Genomic DNA, 19,933 nt, shown 5'->3' with positions numbered 1-19,933 from the left:
TTAATAAATTAACGTTATCTTATGGTTATTAAAAAAAGTAATAAACTCATTACTCGGCGCTTTATCTGTAATAATTTGATTAAACAAAGTTAACCCACCAATAAAAGCTGGCCTCACTTGATCAAACTTAGTGTGATCCGCAATTAACATAGTTTGACCTGAACGTTGTATCGCGGCACGCTTCATATCAAGCTCATCAAAATGATAACACGTTACGCCTTGCTTAATATCAATCCCCGCAGCCGAAATAAATGCTTTATTCGGGCAAATCGAATTTAATTCACTTGGCTGACTAATAGCGGTAAAAATCGCATTATTCGCCTGATAATGCCCACCACATAAAATTGTCTTACAATTGGGTTTATTTTGTAATGCTAAAAATGCGTTTAACGAATAACAGATCGCAGTAAACGCCACATCATCATCAATAGCATCAATAATAAAAGGAATGGTGGTACCACAATCAAAAAACACGGTATCGTTTTCTACAACGCATTGACTGGCTATATTGGCAATATGTTGCTTTTCATAAACCTGTTTATCTTGTTGGTCTGACAAAAAGTACGGGGTGATTTGATGACGAGCATCACTAACAACATAGCCACCCAAAACACTTAGGGAACCGTCTACATTACTCAAATCTCGCCGAATGGTCATTTCTGAAACCGCCAACAGCTTGGCGGCATCTTTTAAATGAATCTTATCTGTTTTTTTTAAAAGTTGAATAAGATCATTCACTCTTTTTTGTGATTGTGTTTCCATGCTAATCCCATAAATCAACAGTAATAAGTTACATAAGTAGCTTATTAATTGATATGATTAATTAATAATCACTGGTCGAAGTGGCATCACCAGAAACAATCGCAATACCCGCACTAGCCCCTAAACGTGACGCCCCCGCTTGAACCATTTTTTCAGCCGTTTGACGATCACGAATACCGCCCGATGCCTTAACGCCCATCGCATTACCAACAGTATCACGCATCAACTTAACATCCTCAACCGTTGCGCCAGATACACTAAACCCAGTCGAGGTTTTAACAAAAGCAACACCGATTTGCTTACAGATTTCACAGACTTTAACAATTTCGTCTTTAGTTAATAAACAAGTTTCTAAAATCACTTTTAATGGCACAGCACCACACGCATTAAATACCGCCTCAATATCTTGTTTAACCGCATCCCAATCGTTGCTTTTTAACCAACCTACATTAATAACCATATCGATTTCTTGCGCACCGGCTTTAACGGCCATTTCGGTTTCAAAGGCTTTAGCACTAGTTAGCATTGCACCTAACGGAAAGCCAACCACTGAACACACTTTTACATCGCTACCTTTTAGCAAACTAGCCACTAAAGGAACATAGCCTGAATTTACACAAACTGAATAAAAGTGATATTGTTTGGCTTCTTCACAGAGTTTAGTGATTTGGTCTTTTGTTGCGTTCATCGCAAGTAAAGTATGATCGATATACTTTGCATAATTCATAGTGATGTCCTTAAATTTTTTAGTTTTGCTGTCTAATTTAATGAATTTGTTAGGTGTAAAATGTTATTTAAATAACAGATATAAGGTGATAATGTTATTATAGTAACATTATGAGTAATTGTAAAAAAGAGTACAGATAAAAATAAAAGGTTTTTGTTTTTTTGGAAAAAAACTGCAAAAAAACTTCAATAAAATCAATATCTTTCCTGACTGATTTTTTATCAGTTTTCGATAATTTTTAGGCAAACCTGTCGTTAATAAAGTGTTATTTATTAAACAAAGGTAAGTTATGATAAAAACCTTATGATTTTTTAAAAGACTATGTTAATAATAAAACAGAAGCAATATTCTATTTTTAACAAAATCATTTAATTATAAAATTTTGTTAAATAAAAAATGGTGGAAAAGGTAAATGTTAGAGATAAAAATTTTACGTTATTTTCTTGCTCTTGCTAAAGAAGAAAGTATTACCGCTGCTGCAAATAATTTGCATTTGACTCAACCTACCTTATCCCGTCAACTTATGGAGCTTGAGCAGTCACTTGGCACGCCCCTATTTATTCGAGGCAGTAGGCGAATTACTTTAACAGATGAAGGTATAAGATTGCGTAAACGTGCTGAGGAGATACTTGAACTTGTTCATAAAACAGAAAGCGAGTTTCAATCCTTAAGCGAAAGTGTTTGTGGTGATATTTATATTGGATGTGCAGAAACCGATGCAATGAAGTTGGTGGTGAATGTTATTAAATTAATGCAAGATAGCTATCCGCAAATTCGAATCCATATTTATAGTGGTAATGCAAATGATGTAAGTGAGCGTATTGATAAGGGGTTATTGGACTTTGGTGTGTTAATCGAGCCTAGTCATCTAACAAAGTATGAATCATTATGTCTTCCTCAACAAGATACTTGGGGCGTATTAATGAGAAAAGACTGTGCGTTAGCAAACCTTAAGGTGATTTCTCCGTCTGATTTGCAGGCATTACCGCTAATTGTATCTCAACAAAAATATGTTAGTGATAGCATTGAAAAATGGTTTAAACTTAATTACGAAAAATTAAATATTACTGCAACATATAACTTAATTTTTAATGCGGCACTAATGGTTGAACAAAATATTGGCTATGCTTTGTGTTTAGATAAATTAATTAATACCGCAGGCAACACGCCACTTTGTTTTAGACCTTTATATCCAAAATTACAGGTAGATGTAAATATTGTTTGGAAAAAGCATCATGTATTTTCTAAAGCTGCTGAGCTGTTTTTAAAACAATTAAAAGAACATTTTTGATATTTATTTGCAACGTGATACAAAACGCTACTTATGTAAGAGATTGCCCTGTTATACGGTTAAATAACCAAAAGCTGAGCTTTATTAATATCAAGGCAAATAAAAAGATTAGCGCAGAACTAAAAAAGATTCCTTGCATTCCCTTATTATCAAAGATAAACCCGCCAATTGCAGCCGCTAATCCGATAGAAAACTGAATGGCAGCAACCGATAATCCCCCCATCATTTCAGCTTTATCGGCAAGCGTGCGGACAATCCAAGTTGACCATCCCACAGGGATAAAACCAAACATTAATCCCCAAGCAATAATAAGCAATATACTCATAGTTTTATTGGTATGGCTGAACATGAAGATAACAGCAAGAATCAATAAAATAAAATGAACCAGTATCATAGTTGTTTTAAATTGTTTGCCCATAACAAAACCAGCAATAATAGTACCAATACAGTTAGCAATGCCAAATAGTAGTAAAAGTGTAGATAGGGTATTGGTTGCTAAAGCAAGATTGTGTTCTAAAAACGGTCTTAAATAAGTGAATAAAATATGATATCCCCCATAACTTAATATGGTGGCAACTATTCCAAGCGTTATCCAGCGTTGCTTTAAGAGTAAAAACATATTTTTAAAACTGTTACCTTGCTGTGCGGGTAAAGAGGGTAATGCAATAAATTGCCAAATAAAAGCGATACTCCCTAGCAATGCGGATAGTAAAAAGATAGTTCGCCAACCAATAAGGTTTCCTAAATAACTTGCTAGCGGTAGTGATATAATCGTTGCAACTGAAACCCCCGCATAGATAGTACTCAATGCTCGAGGCAGATTTTTTTCCGATACAAGTTGTAACGTTACCGCTGAGGCCATAGACCAAAATCCACCAACACATATTCCCAATATACTGCGCCCCATTAATAAAATTGTGTAATTAGGGGTAAATGCGACTAATATATTAGCTATCACCAATAAAATAGACAGTGTTAATAACACCAATCGTCTATTTATATTTTGGGTTAGTGGCGCTAGCATTAAGCTAGCAAGAACAGCAAAAATCCCCACTGCGGTAACCGTTTGCCCCGCCATTCCTTCGGTAATATTTAGCGTTTGTGCAATAGGTGTTAATAAACTAATTGGAATGAATTCAGCCGAAATAAGACTCGTTACGCCCATAAATAGTGAAAAAACAGCAGACCAGTGTGAGTTTTTTTCTAATTTAGTGTGACTGGATAATGGTGTTTTCATTATATCAAGTCCCTTTTATTCAACTTGTTCAATTGTGAATTTAACGTTGGTGTTTCGGCTAGCAAGCGCTTCTAAACCTGATATGATCTTACTTATATAGATAAGTTCGTTAAGAGTATAAGCACTTCATCAACCCATGTAAAATACTTATATTTTATAGGTAGATATGCTTTAAAGGCATGAATTGTGCTTTTACATATTTTATTTCTAACTTATTTTGATAGGTATAGATAGGTATAATTAGTTCTTGGTGATTGAAGAATAGTTACAATTTTGACACGGAATCGTTTAATAAAGGTATAAATTGTTCTATATCTTGGATACATTTTTTGGCTAGCCATATTCGTTATACTAAGTTCAGCTTCTTTTTGAAGCTTGTTTAACATAATAAAACCTTTATTATTCAAAATAAAAACACTGTTTGGTAAAAAGAATGTTTAAAAAAAGTATTATATTAATAATATGCATAACAATTTGTAATATCTGCTATGCGGAGACACCTTGCTTAAATAAGACAGAGATTAAAAATTATTCTTTTAATATCCACTCTAAAGCTTATCATTTTACTACTTATCGCTGTGATGATGAAAATGGTGAATTTTTAAAACCTACTATATTAGAAGTTAAATCGGATGATATGGATTACCAATTTAAAAATTTAATTGGATTGTTTGAGGAACTTGATATTAAATTTGTCAATTGGATGAATAAACCCACTTTTTTTTACACTGGCACAAGGACTCATAATACTGAAGCTTATATTCCAATAACTATCCTAGATAGTCATTTAACTGCTGATTGTGTATATGTCAGAAGACGGTTAATAAATTTGATGAAGACACAATATTCATATTGTATAAATAGACAAACATTAAATAGAGTTGATGATTTATATAAATTTTTTATCTATTTTTCGCCTGAATCAATAAATTCTTATGCTTATTTTCCCCATACTGATGAAAGTCTAGCGTATAGAGATTTTGATGTGCTTGTTGCCAAAGTGGGGGATATTAATTTTTATCAACGTTACCAATCCATCGAAGATTATGATTTAGATAAATATACGGTAATAATGGCCAATAAAGATAAGCAATACCATTTCAACAATGTTGAAGTGTTTCAAAGAATGGTGAGCTCAAATAGTTACCAGTTCCCATATATGATTGGTTTAGATATTCTTGATTCTAGTGGTCATTTCACCTTTTATGATATGAAAAAACTTTCAGTACTGTTGGATAAATCAACAAAAAAACGAGATATTCATTCTTATATTCAACTAGCAAAAGTCCAACTTTATGAACAACCTGATTTTCAGTATCCAACGGATAACTATTTAAAACGAAACGATTTTGTCAAAATTCTTGATATAGAGAGGGACGAAAATAAAATGGGAGAAATTGAAGATGAAAATAAGGAACTTTTGTGGTTTAAAGTCAGCTATCAAAGCAAAAAGAATGGTGAAATAATCAACTGGATACCATGGAATTCGTTTAGAGACTGGTAAAAACAATAAAAATTATCACTAAAAAATGGCTAAAATGATTAGTAAGGATGAACAAAAACAATGAAATATTTTTTAATTTTAATATTCTTTTTACCTAATTTTGTAGTTGCCGACTATTTTTACGGTATTCAAATTAAAACTAATGGAAAATATAAAGAAGAATATCATTATGATTATGATAGAGTTGTATATATAAATAATATAACTAATACCCCTAAATTATTAGGTAAAACGTCTTTTGAATACGAAGATAAAGATGAAAATAATGTTGAATCAGATAAGATTCCATTAGATAAAACAAAGTTAGAAAGTGAATTTAAATTTGGATGTATTCCTGATAAGTCTGAAAAAAAGTCTAAAAATGTTGAATTTTTACAACACAGAACCACCAAAGACTATTTTTTTAAAGTCCTTTTATCTATAAAAGGCTGTGCGACTAAAATGGTTGGTATTAATGTTTATCGAAAAAAAGATGGTAGTTTATTGCAAACAATTGATGATTTTGATGGTTATGCATTTATGTCAATCGATACAATAAAACAAGGTTATCATCTATATAATGATTATTTGTTTGGATCTAAAGAAGATGATCAAAGCATTAATACCGATGATTATAACTTTGATGGTGATAATAATGAATTTTATATCTCACAAACAACCGATGATGTCGTGGACATCCCAATTATTGATCGTTATTACGCTTTCAATAAGAAAAAAGGAAAGTTTGTTTATCTAAATTTAGAAGGCCGTTATATAACCTTTGATGAAAATAAAAAACAAGCTATTAGGCGAAAATTTTGTTCTATCAAAGATAATGGTGCTGTTATTGTGACAGAAACACACCAATATGATGTCAATAAAAATCACTTCACTTTAATTAATTCGCTATGTCAGTATAAAAAATCTGATGATAAATCAAATGATGAGTTTTCTCGTCAATGTACACAAAAAGAAGAAAATTATTGCAATAACGAAAATGAACTTGATAAGGACGAGCTTGAGTTGTAATTATGGCTGTAAAATAGTCAATATATTTACTGTCAATAAATAAAACGCTCTGTTTTACTAAGCAGAGCGTTTGTTTTGTTAGAAAGAAAACAGTTAGGAATTAGAATTCCATTAGTTCCTTTTCTTTGTCAGCAAGCACTGCATCTAATTTTTTAATTGCGGCATCGGTCGCTTTTTGGATTAAATCTTGTGCTTTACGCTCATCATCTTCAGATATTTCTTTATCTTTTAGTAACGCTTTGATTTGGTCGTTAGCATCACGGCGAATATTACGGATTGATACTCGGCCTTGTTCTGCTTCGTTACGGACAATTTTAGTTAAATCGCGACGGCGTTCTTCAGTTAATGGCGGAAGGGGAACACGAATAACGGTACCTGCTGACGCAGGGTTAAGTCCTAAATCTGATGTTAAGATTGCTTTTTCAATTAGTGGCGTAAGTGATTTGTCAAATACAGTAATTGCTAGCGTTCTTGCGTCTTCAGCAACAATGTTAGCTAGTTGGCGTAGTGGCGTTGGACTGCCATAATATTCGACCATAATGCCATCTAATAAGCTTGGCGATGCGCGCCCTGTTCTTACTTTAGAAATGTGAGTTTGAAACGCATCGATACTTTTTTCCATGCGCGTTTGCGCTTCTTTTTGAATCTCGTTTAACATAATAAAAACCTTATTTAAAATAAAAATAATTAGCAGGTTACGGTTGCCTTGTTATTAATTAATGTTCCTTCTGGTTCACCTAAAATGACACGACGCAATGCGCCTGGTTTATTCATATTGAAAACACAAATAGGTAAATTGTGGTCACGCGCTAGCGTAAAAGCAGCTAAATCCATGACTTTTAATTCGTCTTCGAGTACTTTGTCATAATTGAGTGTTTTGTAAAGTGTCGCATTAGGATCTTTTACAGGATCTGCAGAATAGACGCCATCAACTTTGGTAGCCTTTAAAACAACATCGGCTTCAATTTCAATGCCACGCAAACACGCTGCCGAGTCGGTTGTAAAAAATGGATTACCTGTACCTGCAGAAAGGATCACCACTTTACCATGACGAAGTAAGCTAATTGCTTCAGTCCAACGGTAATCATCGCATACGCCATTTAATGGAATGGCTGACATTAGGCGAGCGTTTACTTCAATTCGGTGTAATGCATCACGCATTGCAAGACCGTTCATGACAGTTGCTAACATTCCCATGTGATCACCAACAACACGATTCATTCCTGCTTTTGCAAGACCTGCACCACGAAATAGGTTACCCCCCCCAATCACAACTGCAACTTGAACGTTCATTTCAATTAATTCTTTGATTTCTTGCGCCATGCGATCAAGAACCGTTGCATCAATACCAAAGCCTTCGTCGCCTTGTAGCGCTTCACCACTGAGTTTTAGAAGAATACGTTTATAAAAAGGGGTTGCCATATAAAATCTCGCTATTTCGTTACTTGATTATTTAGCCAGTAAATACTAACAAATAATTATTTTAAGATATTTTGTAGATAAACAAAACCGCCTTAACGGCGGTTTTTTTAAACAATTAAGATTGTTTTGATATCGCTGCAACTTCTGCTGCAAAGTCAACTTCGACTTTTTCAATACCTTCACCCACTTCAAAACGGATGAATGAAGCAACTGCTGCGTTCTTTTCTTTTAATAAGTCACCAACAGTTTTTGATGGTTCCATTACAAATGGTTGACCAGTTAAAGAAACTTCGCCAGTGAACTTACGCATACGACCTTCAACCATTTTTTCAGCGATTTCGCGTGGTTTACCAGATTGCATTGCAATGTCGATTTGGATGTTACGTTCATGTTCAACCACATCAGCAGGAACATCACTTGGATCAACGTATTCTGGTTTGCTTGCAGCAATGTGCATTGCGATGTGTTTAACTAACTCATCATCAGCACCGTTTGCAGCAACTAATACACCAATACGAGCACCGTGTTGGTAACTACCTACTACGTCACCTGCAATTTCAGCAACACGACGAATACCGATGTTTTCACCGATTTTAGCGACTAATGCTGTGCGCTCTTCTTCAAATTTTGCTTGTAGGGTTGCAACATCAGTAATACGATCAGCTAATGCTGCTTGTGCTACTTTGTCACTAAATGCTAGGAAGCCTGCATCTTTTGCAACGAAGTCTGTTTCACAGTTAACTTCTAAAATAACACCGAATTTTTTGTCAGCAGCGATTTTAGAAATAATCACACCTTCAGCAGCAACACGGCCTGCTTTTTTAGCCGCTTTTGCTTGACCTGATTTACGCATGTTGTCAATTGCAAGTTCAATGTCGCCATTAGCTTCAACTAATGCTTTTTTACATTCCATCATGCCTGCGCCAGTTCTTTCGCGCAGTTCTTTTACCATAGAAGCGGTAACTTCAGCCATTTTTTAATCCTCTATTTAACCATTGTGATGATTTTCATTAGAATGGGTCGATTTGATTATTTTACAGATCGACCCTGAAAATATTTGAGTTTATTATTCAGCTGCTGGAGCTTCTTCAACAAAGCTTGCTTCAGAGACTGGAGATTGGTTTTGCTCACGACCCGCACGAACTGCATCAGCAACCGCATTTACATATAATTGAATTGCGCGGATTGCGTCATCATTACCTGGAACGATGTAATCAATACCATCTGGATCTGAGTTAGTATCAACAACAGCAATGACTGGAATACCTAAATTGTTAGCTTCTTTGATAGCGATATGTTCATGGTCTGCACCAATAACAAAAATCATATCGGGTAAGCCACCCATATTTTTAATTCCACCCAAGCTATTTTCTAATTTAGCCATTTCACGAGCACGCATTAATGCTTCTTTTTTGGTTAATTTGTCAAATGTACCATCACTAGCTTGTGTTTCTAAATCTTTTAGACGTTTGATTGATTGACGTACTGTTTTCCAGTTAGTCAACATACCACCTAACCAACGGTGATTAACGTAGTATTGTCCACAGCTTTCAGCCGCTTGTTTGATCGCTTCGCTAGCTGCACGCTTTGTACCAACAAATAAAATTTTACCTTTACGAGCGGCAACCTTGTTTAATTCAGCTAATGCTTCATTGAACATTGGTACTGTTTTTTCAAGATTGATGATGTGAACTTTGTTACGTGCACCAAAAATAAATGGTTTCATTTTTGGGTTCCAATAACGAGTTTGGTGTCCAAAGTGTACACCCGCTTGTAACATATCGCGCATTGATACTGTAGTAGTCATGATTTCCTCATTTTGACGTTGGGGTTATGCCTCCACATATCCGCTTTATCCGACCTAATTGCATTAAGCAAAAGGCACCCCGGAAAAGTGTAATAATATGTGTGTGTTATAACGTTAATTAATCATTAAAAGTAATGCTGTTATTCACAGTTATTTTTGTAAAAAAATAATGCGAAATGTAGCGCGCGTTTTATACCATAAATTGTATAAAATTGCTAGCTTTTTATCTTTGCTGTTGGTGATTTTGTGTGGTTCGTTTTTTATTCGTTCGTGATTAGGCTGTTTATTGGTAGTGAGTATGGTAATTAATTAAAATAACAACTTCAATAAAATAAATGTTTTTATTGAATTTCTGATTGATTATTTGTTTTTTATAGAAATTAAAATATCTTCTTAACTGCTTTACGGTAAAGCTCCTTAATTGGAATACTGGCTTCATCTTTTTTTAAATAGATTTGATGCTTTATCCTCTTTTACTTTTATCATAGAGAATTTTCCACTTTTTTGCTGTACTACTAGTAAAATTGGATTACCATACCGCTCCTCATGGCTTTGCCCATCCTTGCCAAACTACAACTATTTTTCAGCTATTGCGTTATATTATGCCGTTGTTTAATTTCTGTTAGCTCTTCTTGCGATGCGGCATTAAACGCTTCAACCATCCATTCTGGCCAGCCTTGACCGTCAATCCTATGGGCTTTAAATTCCACTTCTTGATCTGATTTATAATACACCATAAAACTATTGATCCACCCCCAAACAAATGTGCTCCCTGCGCCGGCTCGAATAGGATCTAACATAATATGATCAATCACTTGATGCGTTCCCGGTTGGCACACCATTAACACGGTCGAGGTTAAGGCATTACGCGACATATTATGAATAACAACACCATGCAAATCATCCCAATCATACTCTTTTATACGGCGTTTTTTCGGTTGTAAAAATACCGCAGGGTGCCGTAATACCTTAAAGTTAAAAAAGTCACTTTCGTTAACATAGACTTTACCCGTTTTACGGTTAAATATAATGGGGCTGCCAAGACGGGAGAAAGCATTCTGGTAAAATTCAGGAATGGATAGATATAAAGCGGCACAACAGGTAATAAAGCCACCAACTCCTATAAAACAAAGCATGCTACCGCTATCAGGATGATCATAATCCATAATAAATGTACAAGATCCGACTATTAATATACTTCCCAAAATAATAGCAACAAAATAAAGGCAAGCATAAAAAATCTGATCATTGAGATTCTGACGAATAAAGGCACAGTAGTTATTATTGGCATAGCTTAAGCGATCGTCATGCAGGGGCACACTATAAGGGTCTTTATCTAGATCACCAAACCAACCAAAGATTTGTGGGCGGTATTTTGATGGCATTGTTTTATTCCCTATCTTAAATTTTATTATTTTACATGATGCCGTTGTTTAATTTCCGCAAGCTCTTCTTGCGATGTGGCATTAAACGCTTCAACCATCCATTCTGGCCAGCCTTGACCGTCAATCCTATGGGCTTTAAATTCCACTTCTTGATCTGATTTATATTCACCGTCATCGATATTGGCTGATTTATAATACACCATAAAACTATTGATCCACCCCCAAACAAATGTACTCCCTGCACCAGCTCGGGCAGGATCTAACATAATATGATCAATCACTTGATGCGTGCCAGGTTGGCACACCATTAGCACGGTCGAGGTTAGGGCATTACGTGACATATTATGAATAATAACACCATGCAAGTCACCCCAATCATACTCCTTTATTCGGCGTTTTTTCGGTTGTAAAAATACCGCAGGGTGCCGTAATACTTTAAAGTTAAAAAAGTCACTTTCGTTAACATAGACTTTACCCGTTTTACGGTTAAATATAATGGGGCTACCACGATGGGAAAATAAATTCTGATAGATTTCTGGAATAACAAGATACATAGCAATAAAGCATAAAATAACACCACTTAAGGCAACTAAAAATATGTTAGTTTCTAAAATTGGGTTACATAAATAAGTTAATATAGATAATAGAACTACTGCAATGAATAAAAGAATAACAGCAATAATGTAAATACATAAATAAAAAATTTGATCTGAAGAAACCTTACGAATAAAGGCACAATAGTTATTATTGGCATAGCTTAAGCGATGATCATGCAGGGGCACACTATAAGGGCCTTTATCTAAATCCCCAAACCAACCAAAGATTTGTGGGCGGTATTTTGATGGCATTGTTTTATTCCTTATCTTAAATTTTATTATTTTACATGATGCCGTTGTTTAATTTCGGCTAACTCTGCTTGTGATGTGGCATTAAACGCTTCAACCATCCATTCGGGCCAGCCTTGGCCTTTAATAATTTTTTCTTTAAATTGGGTTTCTTGTTCCCATTTGTATTTGCCGTCGTTTAGACCCGCTAATTTGTTAGCACACATAAAGTTATTGACCCAACCCCAAACCAAATAACTGCCTATGCCTGCACGTAATGGATCTAACAATATATGGTCGATTGTTTTATGGGTATGAGGTTTACACACCATTAATATGGTGGTGTTGAGTGAAGAGCGTGAAAAATTATGCACCACCACCCCTTGTAAATGAGCCCAGTCATATTCTTTTATGCGTTTTTTATTCGGGTACAAAAAAGTTAGCGGATTGCGTAACACTTTAAAATTAAAAAAATAGCTTTCATTGATATACACTTTACCCGTTTTGCGATTAAAAATAATGGGGCTTCCTCGGCGTGTAAAAAGGTTTTGATATAATTCAGGAATCAGAAGATATAAAGCAAAAAAACAGGTGATGTTCATCAATAATAATACAATATCCATAATTTTTTCATCATTATTAACTGCAGGAGTCATAGTAAAAACGAAATAAAAATAAATACCTATATAAAAAGAAAGACCAAATATTGATATAAACCAACTAAATGAATAAAAAATCTGATCAGAGTTTTTTTTACGAATAAAAGCACAGTAGTTATCATTGGCATAGAGAAGACGCTGATCCGCACCCGTTAAATAGTTACCGCCTTTTTCTAAATCGCTTATCCAACCAAAAATTTGGGGTTGATATTGTGATGGCATTTTTCTGCTCCTTAATTTAAATTTTATTGTTTTTAGTCACGATTAATGGCACGTCTTCACGGTTATTGTATTGAATAATAATTTGATATTTTACAATATTAACCGCACTTATGGTGCCAGCGATCCATTTATTGATAATGAGCCCATTTTGAACTGGCTCGTCGCTATTGGTTGTTGTTTTATCAGTAAGATGATTAGCCGATGTGGTTAAAGTAAATTCAGCTGGTTCGTCAATTTTGTTATAATCAGGCTCAGGCAGCCCTGTCATCATATTGCGGTTGCGATCATACTTATCAAAGTAGAATTTTTTATCCTACCACCCCTGAGCCATTGAACCTTATTGTTTTACATGATGCCGTTGTTTAATTTCGGCTAACTCTGCTTGTGATGTGGCATTAAACGCTTCAACCATCCATTCGGGCCAGCCTTGGCCTTTAATAATTTTTTCTTTAAAGAGGGTTTCTTGTTCCCATTTGTATTTGCCGTCGTTTAGACCCGCTAATTTGTTAGCACACATAAAGTTATTGACCCAACCCCAAACCAAATAACTGCCTATACCTGCACGTAATGGATCTAACAATATATGGTCAATTGTTTTATGGGTATGGGGCTTACACACCATTAATATGGTGGTGTTGAGTGAATATCGTGAAAAGTTATGCACCACCACTCCTTGTAAATGGGCCCAGTCATATTCTTTTATGCGTTTTTTATTCGGATGCAAAAAGGTTAGCGGATTACGTAACACTTTAAAATTAAAAAAATAGCTTTCATTGATATACACTTTACCCGTTTTACGGTTAAAAATAATGGGGCTACCTCGACGTGTAAACAGGTTTTGGTATAAACCTGGAACAACTATTGAGTACATTGCAAAAATGCAAAATATTGAACCTATTGCTATAATAATTAGCATAAACTCATCCTCTTTGTCTTTTAATTCTGAAAAAATAAGAATGCATAAATCAATACCAGCAATAGCACCTATACTTCCTAGACACATAGATATAACAAAAATAAATGAATAAAAAATCTGATCAGAGTTTGTTTTACGAATAAAAGCACAGTAGTTATCATTGGCATAGAGAAGACGCTGATCCGCACCCGTTAAATAGTTACCGCCTTTTTCTAAATCGCTTATCCAACCAAAAATTTGGGGTTGATATTGTGATGGCATTGTTCTGCTCCTTAATTTAAATTTTATTGTTTTTAGTCACGATTAATGGCACGTCTTCACGGTTATTGTATTGAATAATAATTTGATATTTTACAATATTAACCGCACTTGTGGTGCCAGCGATCCATTTATTGATAATGAGCCCATTTTGAACTGGCTTGTCGCTATTGGTTGTTGTTTTATCAGTAAGATGATTAGCCGATGTGGTTAAAGTAAATTCAGCTGGTTCGTCAATTTTGCTATATTCGGGTATTGGGCGCTTAGTCAGTACGTCGATATTACGATCATACTTATCAAAATAGGCTTTTTTATCCGTCCAAATAAGATTTAAGTCACCATAGTTTTTGCTGATTGCTAATAACGCTATTTGTTGCGAGGTGATACGGTATTTTAGATCGATATATTTTTCGGGCAGTGGGTCTGGCTCGCTTTTTAGATACGAGTAATCATTAATAAATAAGCGAATTAGCGCTATTGCGTTTTCGTTTTGATTGTATTTGGCAAAATCAGGAATATCCAAATAAAAATAGATATGCCGTTGAAATGGACTTGGGTCATCGGGAAGAGATACTCTTGTTGTTGGTGGTGCATGATATAGCGGTTTTAAACGAATAAAGGTTTGAATATTATAGACCATAATTGCATAGTCGTTGAGCGCTAAGCCAAAACCCGCGTGAGTTTTATATTCATCTTCGTGATAGGCTTGATAGCCTAAATAGGCCAATTCTTCTTGCTTACCAAAGCAACAACGGTTTAACCAGTGCTGTATAGCAGTATATTTATCGTACTTTTTACTAAATAAAATTGCGATTGAACCAACAACCACTAAAACAATGCCAATAATAGCTGTTAATGGTGAACCTAATAATAAAACAATTGCACCAAATCCTAAGAAAATAGAGCCTACAAACCTATACCCAAAATATTTTTTATTTTCCATATTCACCATATCAAACGAACTTTTTAACTCGCCAATCGCATCTAATACCGTGATTGCCGCTGTTGCTCCGGCAACGGTTTTAGAAATTATGGAATTGAACCTAAGCTTAGCCTCTATTTTTGTTACATCTTTACCTGTTTTAATCGCTTCAGCCATTTGCATATTGAGTTTGATATTTTTGTATTGGCTACTTAAATCGATGCCAGTTAGTACCAGTGACACCAGATCTTTAAGCATTTGCCCTTTTAGTTCGATTTCCCCGTTACCTTCTTTCACTTCATCCCATTCTTTAAGCATATCGCTAATGTTTATTAGGGTCAGGGTGCCTAATATACCGCTCACCGCAAGATTGATACCAAAGGTTATTTTTCCTGTTTTTATGTTTTGATTGGCGGTTTGTAAGTCTATTTCATTATAGATACGTTCTAATTCATGTTTCGCTGTGTCTATTGCGCCGCCTGCTTTTGATATTTTTTCATTTATTTTAGCTTTTGCGCGCTCTAGGGCTTTTTTACTGGTTTTGCTTAATTTATCAGTGATTGATGCTTTGCCTTGATTCACCTTTTCTATATTTTCAAGTAGTGATTTTTGTTTATGAATTAATTTAAAATAGTCTTTATATTTTTGCTCCATAAACTGTTTTAAGCTGTATGGGGTTAATGTGCCATTAGTGCTGTTGATAAAATCCACAAACAAGGTTTTACTGGTTTTATCAGGAAAGCACAGGGTAAATTTCGCTTTTTGCATTTTTCCCGAGCCTGTTTTAATGGGCTTTTCATCAATATCAAAACTTTCTAAAAAGGTAAGCTCGTGCGGGTGATAAATGCCACGATTGTAAAAACCGCGATGCATTTGGGTTAATAAATTTTGAATTTTTACGATATTTTCTGGTCTAATTTGCACGTTTATTTCAACTGGTAGCGCCCCTAGTTTGGCAAGTTCATCAAACGTATTAAGCCGCATCCAGTGCGATTTTATCGGTTTAAGTGAGGTGTCTTTAGCCAGTGTTGCCTGTTTTTTGAGTGCCGTGCGGTTAAGTAGATTTTCACTATATTGGGTTGATGCATGAGTTTGTTGTGTTGAATTAGCAAGGTTTGATAATTCTTTATTGACTGCTTCAAGGCTTTTATTTAATTCCCCATTCTTAATTTCATAAGCCTTTTTTTCACGTCTGAGTTTTTCTTGCGCTACCGGATCACTCACTGGAATTTGTTTTTTTTGTTGTTCAAGTTCGTCAATTTTTTGTTTATTTTGTTCAATTTTATCTTCTAGTTCAGCTTTGTTTTTTTCTAATACACTTTTTTTATCGTTTAGATCTTTATCCCCTTTTTTTTCTGCAATTGCTGTAGAAACGGTACCAATAAACTCTGTTATTTTTGATAACCAATCCTTTGGTGTTATCAATTCGTTAGTTTTTAAGTCTACATAGACCTTTTCGTCGCGATCTATTCCTTTAGAGTTGTTATATTCGGTGATGTAATAGATACTTTCAGGGTTACTAAGTAGCTCGTCCCATAGAGCACTGTCTTGATCGAGTTTAATTTCGGAATGGGTGGTATCGACTAAAATAGATCCCACTTCTGATGCGTGCGCTAATCGCGTCGTTTCGGTGCTAAAATCAAATTCACGTTGCCAAAAATGATTGGTGTTAACGCTTTTGGGGTTGGTTTTGCTAAATTGCGAGACAATGCCTTGTTTACCAAATAACCAACGCAAATAGGTAAAGTAGTCCTGCGACCACTCTTTATGATAATCAACTACTTCGTTATAGGCTGTTTCTAATTCCCCTTTAAAGGTATCAGCTTTACCTTGATCTACACAGCTATCAAAATCATTCAGTGCTTTGGTTTTACTTTCGCTCAATTTGCCGAGTTTATTGTGCATTCTCGCAGATGTTGGAATACCATTATAGCCAATGGTGTCATTGCCCGAATTTTTTACTTTTTTTATGTCTTCTTTTACGCGAGCGATTTCACGATCAAACGAAGTGACAATCGACGCTCGATACTCCTCCATTAGCTGTAAAATTATCCGCTTTTTAAACATCACTGGTTGATAATAATTAAATTGTTTTTTCAATACTGGGTTGATCGTTTGGAGCATGTTTTTTGCTCGTTGTTCATAGATTTTCGTTGCTTTGTCTAGATCGTCAAAACCATCAATTAATTCTTCTGCTAACTTCACTTCTTCTGCGTTTAACGGTATTTCGTTAAACATATGCAGGTACGATACCCGTTGCGAATTAAGCTCTTCGGCGATACCTAAGGTGTCTTCTAGCACAACACCACAGGATATTGGTCTATCCCCCCGAAATATGGAACTAGCGTAATTTGCAAACTTTTGTTTTTGTTTTTTTAAGCTAGTAAAAGGATGTGCCGATTTAAAATGACTCAAACCTTGGTCACCAAAACGAAATTCTAACACTTTGCTTTTATCACTATCATCATTTTTATGACTATAACCAAAAATATCCGTAAACGGTACGGCTCGTTGACCCGTTGCTTTAGACGGTGAGTCTTTGAGTTTTGGTATATCAATTTTGGTAAAACGCGATAACACATTGCTATCCTTTTCTTTTAGGTAATTGTCAATGGTTTTTTGGGGCCAAGGTTGTGAAGAATAAGCCACCCATGCATAAGTACAATCTAATCGAAGATGAATAAACGATGCCGGAATAGTGTGACAAGCACCTTTACATGCTTTTGATATTGGTCTTGGCTGGGTATTGGTCAGTTCATGGAAGCTTTTTAAACGTAGTGTGCGGTCTATGCATTCATACACATGAAGTATTCGGCTATTGATATCATCCCCTTGTTGTTGCATCACATAAACATAGCCGTTACGCAAGGTACGAAGCACATAGTCATAATATTCTAATGCTTCATCAGGCATACGGTTTTTTAAATCTAAGGTTTTAGTATAATCCGCCAGTTCTTGATAAGTGCTGGGAACATTTTCAATTTTATTGAATTTTGTTTTTATCACGGCTTGACGCAATAAAAAGACTGGTAATCCTGATCGTTCACAGGCAAGGCAAAAACCCGCTGCTTCATCTTTATTTTCTATTGCAATATTTGCTGTTTTTTTCATGTTGCACTCTTTAATGCTTGTCTTATTTGTTATTCGTTAATAGAAAGTGATTGGCTTTCAAGGTTAATATTGGCGTCAATAACGTGTTTTGATAATGTACTCGGTTCTTCTTGTGCTTTAGCTATTTGCTCAAGTACTTTAGGATGTTTAGTAAAAGCAGTTTGGTATCTTAAGCCATTTAATCCCCAAAATAAGATATCGGTAGCCTCAGTTAAACCTAATTGATAAGCTTGCTCAACCAGTTGAGTTGATTGCAAAATAACTTGATTATTGAGTGGTAAACTTTTTTGCTCATCAAATTGCATTCGATTATTTGCCCATACATTAACAAGCGCTCGAATCATTCTGAAGTTTTTTAAACGCTGACAGTAACGAATACTCCAACTGTCTTGCGTTTCGACTTCATTATCGACGATAAAGCGGATAAATTGGCCAGCATAAATTGACGGATAATAATAGTTTTCAATTTGAGTAAATTGCGATTTTAACCATGCGTTGTCTTCGTTTGTTGCAATTTCATGTAAAAATTGCATACGAAACGGTTCAAAAAAAGGATAATAAGGCTGATGCAATATTTTAGCGATATTATTACCAATAGTTATCAGGTGTTTTGCTAATATCGACGGTTTAAGGTGACTAACAATATAAGCACAAATATAGCGCTTTGACCAAAAACATTCGATTTTAGCTTGCTTACCAACTTCATCAAGGATCGGACTGTCTAAAAATTCATTTGGTTCTGCAAGTTTAACCAGTGTTGGGCATATGCTTGGATCATAATCTAAATCGGTGCGTAATACTTGAGTGAGTTTCTTTTCACCAAATTGTTTATCTTCACCAAACAAATTCAATAATGAATCGTAAGATAATGGGCTTATTGAATTAAGTGCCACTAAATTATCTACTAGTAAATAGCGATATTTGTTAAAGTTATTTTTGTTATTTAATTCAGTAATCATTATTAAGCCTTTTCTGCACAACGTTTAATAGTCAGTTCGCTTGATTTTAATTGAATGGTTCTGGTTTTATTTGCTGGCCCCATTTTCTGCAATACATTACACTTAAGATAGATATTATCCTGTGTACCCAGTTCGATACCTTCGCTGCTGATTTTGATATAAGAGCCACCACAGATAAGTGTTATCTCTTTTGCCGCTGCTATCTGAGTTTTAGCATCCACACTATCCACTTTGATATCTTGTTTGGCTGCCATATTAAGATTGGCATTTTGGGCTTGCACTTCGATATCGCCTTGGTTGGCAAACAGTTTCATCCCCGATTTTTGGGCAAATAACCCCAGCGCCTCGCCCGATGAGAGCGTGACGTTTTTTAAGGCATTAATGTCAGTTTGGTGTTCACTGGTTAAGCTGAGGCTGTTAGCGGTAGACAGTTGGATGTTTTCAGGACTGGTTAAGGCCATCCCTTCTTGGGCATAGGCCAGTAGGCCACTTTGGGTTAGCTGCGTTAAGTTGGCTTTAAGCTGCTCTTGGCTGTCAGTATCGGCGCGGTGTGCTTCAGACTGGGTAGCGGCATTTTGGAGCGCTTTGGCAATCGATAAGGCATTTTCAAGTTGGGTGATGGCCGCTTGCATATCAAGCTGTTTACCTTGCGCTTTAGGCTCAGTTTGGGTGGTGATGTATAAGCCTCTATTGGCGGCAATCGCTCCCCAATCATCAGTGCGTAGCTCAAATCCCTCACCGCGCTCGTCTTTGTTTTGGTTAACTAAGTGACCTAAATTAAGTTGGCTTTTGCCGTATTCGGTCGCCAATTTAATGTGCTCTTGCCCCCGTTTGTCATCCATGCGCAGTTTGTTGTTGGCCGGTGTGCGAATCACATTGCGGTGTTTGTTGATAGCAGTCACAAGGTCAGGATGCGCAC

At 35.5% G+C, this 19,933-nt stretch carries 18 protein-coding genes; 3 read left to right on the top strand and 15 right to left on the bottom strand.

Annotated features, from left to right (window positions below; all coding sequences use genetic code 11):
* Both deoR and deoC read right to left on the bottom strand, forming a co-directional pair.
* Complete coding sequence (gene deoR / locus GQ594_RS05505) at window positions 1-762, bottom strand: DNA-binding transcriptional repressor DeoR (RefSeq protein WP_160411798.1); 762 nt, start codon at window positions 760-762, stop codon at window positions 1-3.
* A gap of 61 nt (window positions 763-823) precedes the next feature.
* Window positions 824-1,495 carry a deoxyribose-phosphate aldolase gene (gene deoC / locus GQ594_RS05500; protein ID WP_091119611.1) on the bottom strand — a complete coding sequence of 224 codons (672 nt, stop codon included), beginning with the start codon at window positions 1,493-1,495 and terminating at the stop codon, window positions 824-826.
* A gap of 406 nt (window positions 1,496-1,901) precedes the next feature.
* On the opposite strand from deoC, the gene GQ594_RS05495 reads away from it, so the two are divergent.
* A complete protein-coding gene (locus GQ594_RS05495) occupies window positions 1,902-2,780 on the top strand; it encodes a LysR family transcriptional regulator (protein ID WP_160411799.1) in 879 nt (292 codons plus the stop codon).
* Between the two features lie 31 nt (window positions 2,781-2,811).
* Here the strand turns inward: GQ594_RS05495 and GQ594_RS05490 are convergent, their stop codons facing one another.
* Window positions 2,812-4,017, bottom strand: a complete 1,206-nt coding sequence (locus GQ594_RS05490) for an MFS transporter (RefSeq protein WP_160411800.1) — start codon at window positions 4,015-4,017, stop codon at window positions 2,812-2,814.
* Between the two features lie 433 nt (window positions 4,018-4,450).
* Here GQ594_RS05490 and GQ594_RS05485 point away from each other — a divergent pair, with 433 nt between their 5' ends.
* Window positions 4,451-5,521, top strand: coding sequence for a hypothetical protein (locus tag GQ594_RS05485; RefSeq protein ID WP_160411801.1), 1,071 nt, complete (start codon window positions 4,451-4,453; stop codon window positions 5,519-5,521).
* 60 nt (window positions 5,522-5,581) lie between these two features.
* Window positions 5,582-6,529 (top strand): hypothetical protein, encoded by a 948-nt coding sequence (locus GQ594_RS05480; protein ID WP_160411802.1) that lies wholly within the window; start codon window positions 5,582-5,584, stop codon window positions 6,527-6,529.
* Window positions 6,530-6,629: 100 nt separating this feature from the next.
* Here GQ594_RS05480 and frr read toward each other — a convergent pair whose 3' ends face one another.
* From frr to GQ594_RS05420, 12 genes are all read right to left on the bottom strand, one after another.
* Window positions 6,630-7,187 (bottom strand): ribosome recycling factor, encoded by a 558-nt coding sequence (frr, locus tag GQ594_RS05475; RefSeq protein WP_160401368.1) that lies wholly within the window; start codon window positions 7,185-7,187, stop codon window positions 6,630-6,632.
* A gap of 29 nt (window positions 7,188-7,216) precedes the next feature.
* Window positions 7,217-7,951, bottom strand: a complete 735-nt coding sequence (gene pyrH / locus GQ594_RS05470; protein ID WP_160401369.1) for a UMP kinase — start codon at window positions 7,949-7,951, stop codon at window positions 7,217-7,219.
* A 115-nt stretch (window positions 7,952-8,066) separates the two neighbouring features.
* A complete protein-coding gene (tsf, locus tag GQ594_RS05465) occupies window positions 8,067-8,924 on the bottom strand; it encodes a translation elongation factor Ts (protein WP_160401370.1) in 858 nt (285 codons plus the stop codon).
* A 93-nt stretch (window positions 8,925-9,017) separates the two neighbouring features.
* The gene (gene rpsB, locus GQ594_RS05460) at window positions 9,018-9,758 is read right to left on the bottom strand and encodes a 30S ribosomal protein S2 (protein WP_160411803.1); all 741 of its coding nucleotides are present in this window, start codon (window positions 9,756-9,758) and stop codon (window positions 9,018-9,020) included.
* 587 nt (window positions 9,759-10,345) lie between these two features.
* Window positions 10,346-11,143 (bottom strand): DUF6708 domain-containing protein, encoded by a 798-nt coding sequence (locus GQ594_RS05455; RefSeq protein ID WP_160411804.1) that lies wholly within the window; start codon window positions 11,141-11,143, stop codon window positions 10,346-10,348.
* 26 nt (window positions 11,144-11,169) lie between these two features.
* A complete protein-coding gene (locus GQ594_RS05450) occupies window positions 11,170-11,991 on the bottom strand; it encodes a DUF6708 domain-containing protein (RefSeq protein ID WP_160411805.1) in 822 nt (273 codons plus the stop codon).
* Window positions 11,992-12,017: 26 nt separating this feature from the next.
* A complete protein-coding gene (locus GQ594_RS05445; protein WP_160411806.1) occupies window positions 12,018-12,848 on the bottom strand; it encodes a DUF6708 domain-containing protein in 831 nt (276 codons plus the stop codon).
* A 16-nt stretch (window positions 12,849-12,864) separates the two neighbouring features.
* Complete coding sequence (locus GQ594_RS05440) at window positions 12,865-13,119, bottom strand: hypothetical protein (RefSeq protein ID WP_160411807.1); 255 nt, start codon at window positions 13,117-13,119, stop codon at window positions 12,865-12,867.
* A gap of 66 nt (window positions 13,120-13,185) precedes the next feature.
* Window positions 13,186-14,025, bottom strand: a complete 840-nt coding sequence (locus tag GQ594_RS05435; RefSeq protein ID WP_160411808.1) for a DUF6708 domain-containing protein — start codon at window positions 14,023-14,025, stop codon at window positions 13,186-13,188.
* A gap of 16 nt (window positions 14,026-14,041) precedes the next feature.
* Complete coding sequence (locus GQ594_RS05430) at window positions 14,042-18,055, bottom strand: toxin VasX (protein WP_160411809.1); 4,014 nt, start codon at window positions 18,053-18,055, stop codon at window positions 14,042-14,044.
* 29 nt (window positions 18,056-18,084) lie between these two features.
* Entirely contained in the window at window positions 18,085-19,014 is a 930-nt protein-coding gene (locus tag GQ594_RS05425; protein WP_160411810.1) for a hypothetical protein, read from the bottom strand.
* A 2-nt stretch (window positions 19,015-19,016) separates the two neighbouring features.
* The coding region (locus tag GQ594_RS05420; protein WP_160416512.1) for a DUF2345 domain-containing protein at window positions 19,017-19,933 on the bottom strand (917 nt) is incomplete at its 5' end.

Source organism: Gilliamella sp. Pra-s52 (assembly GCF_009795805.1).
Lineage (GTDB): Bacteria > Pseudomonadota > Gammaproteobacteria > Enterobacterales > Orbaceae > Gilliamella.
The sequence above is the reverse complement of the archived record's forward strand: the minus strand, read 5'-3'. Positions and strand labels throughout refer to the sequence as shown.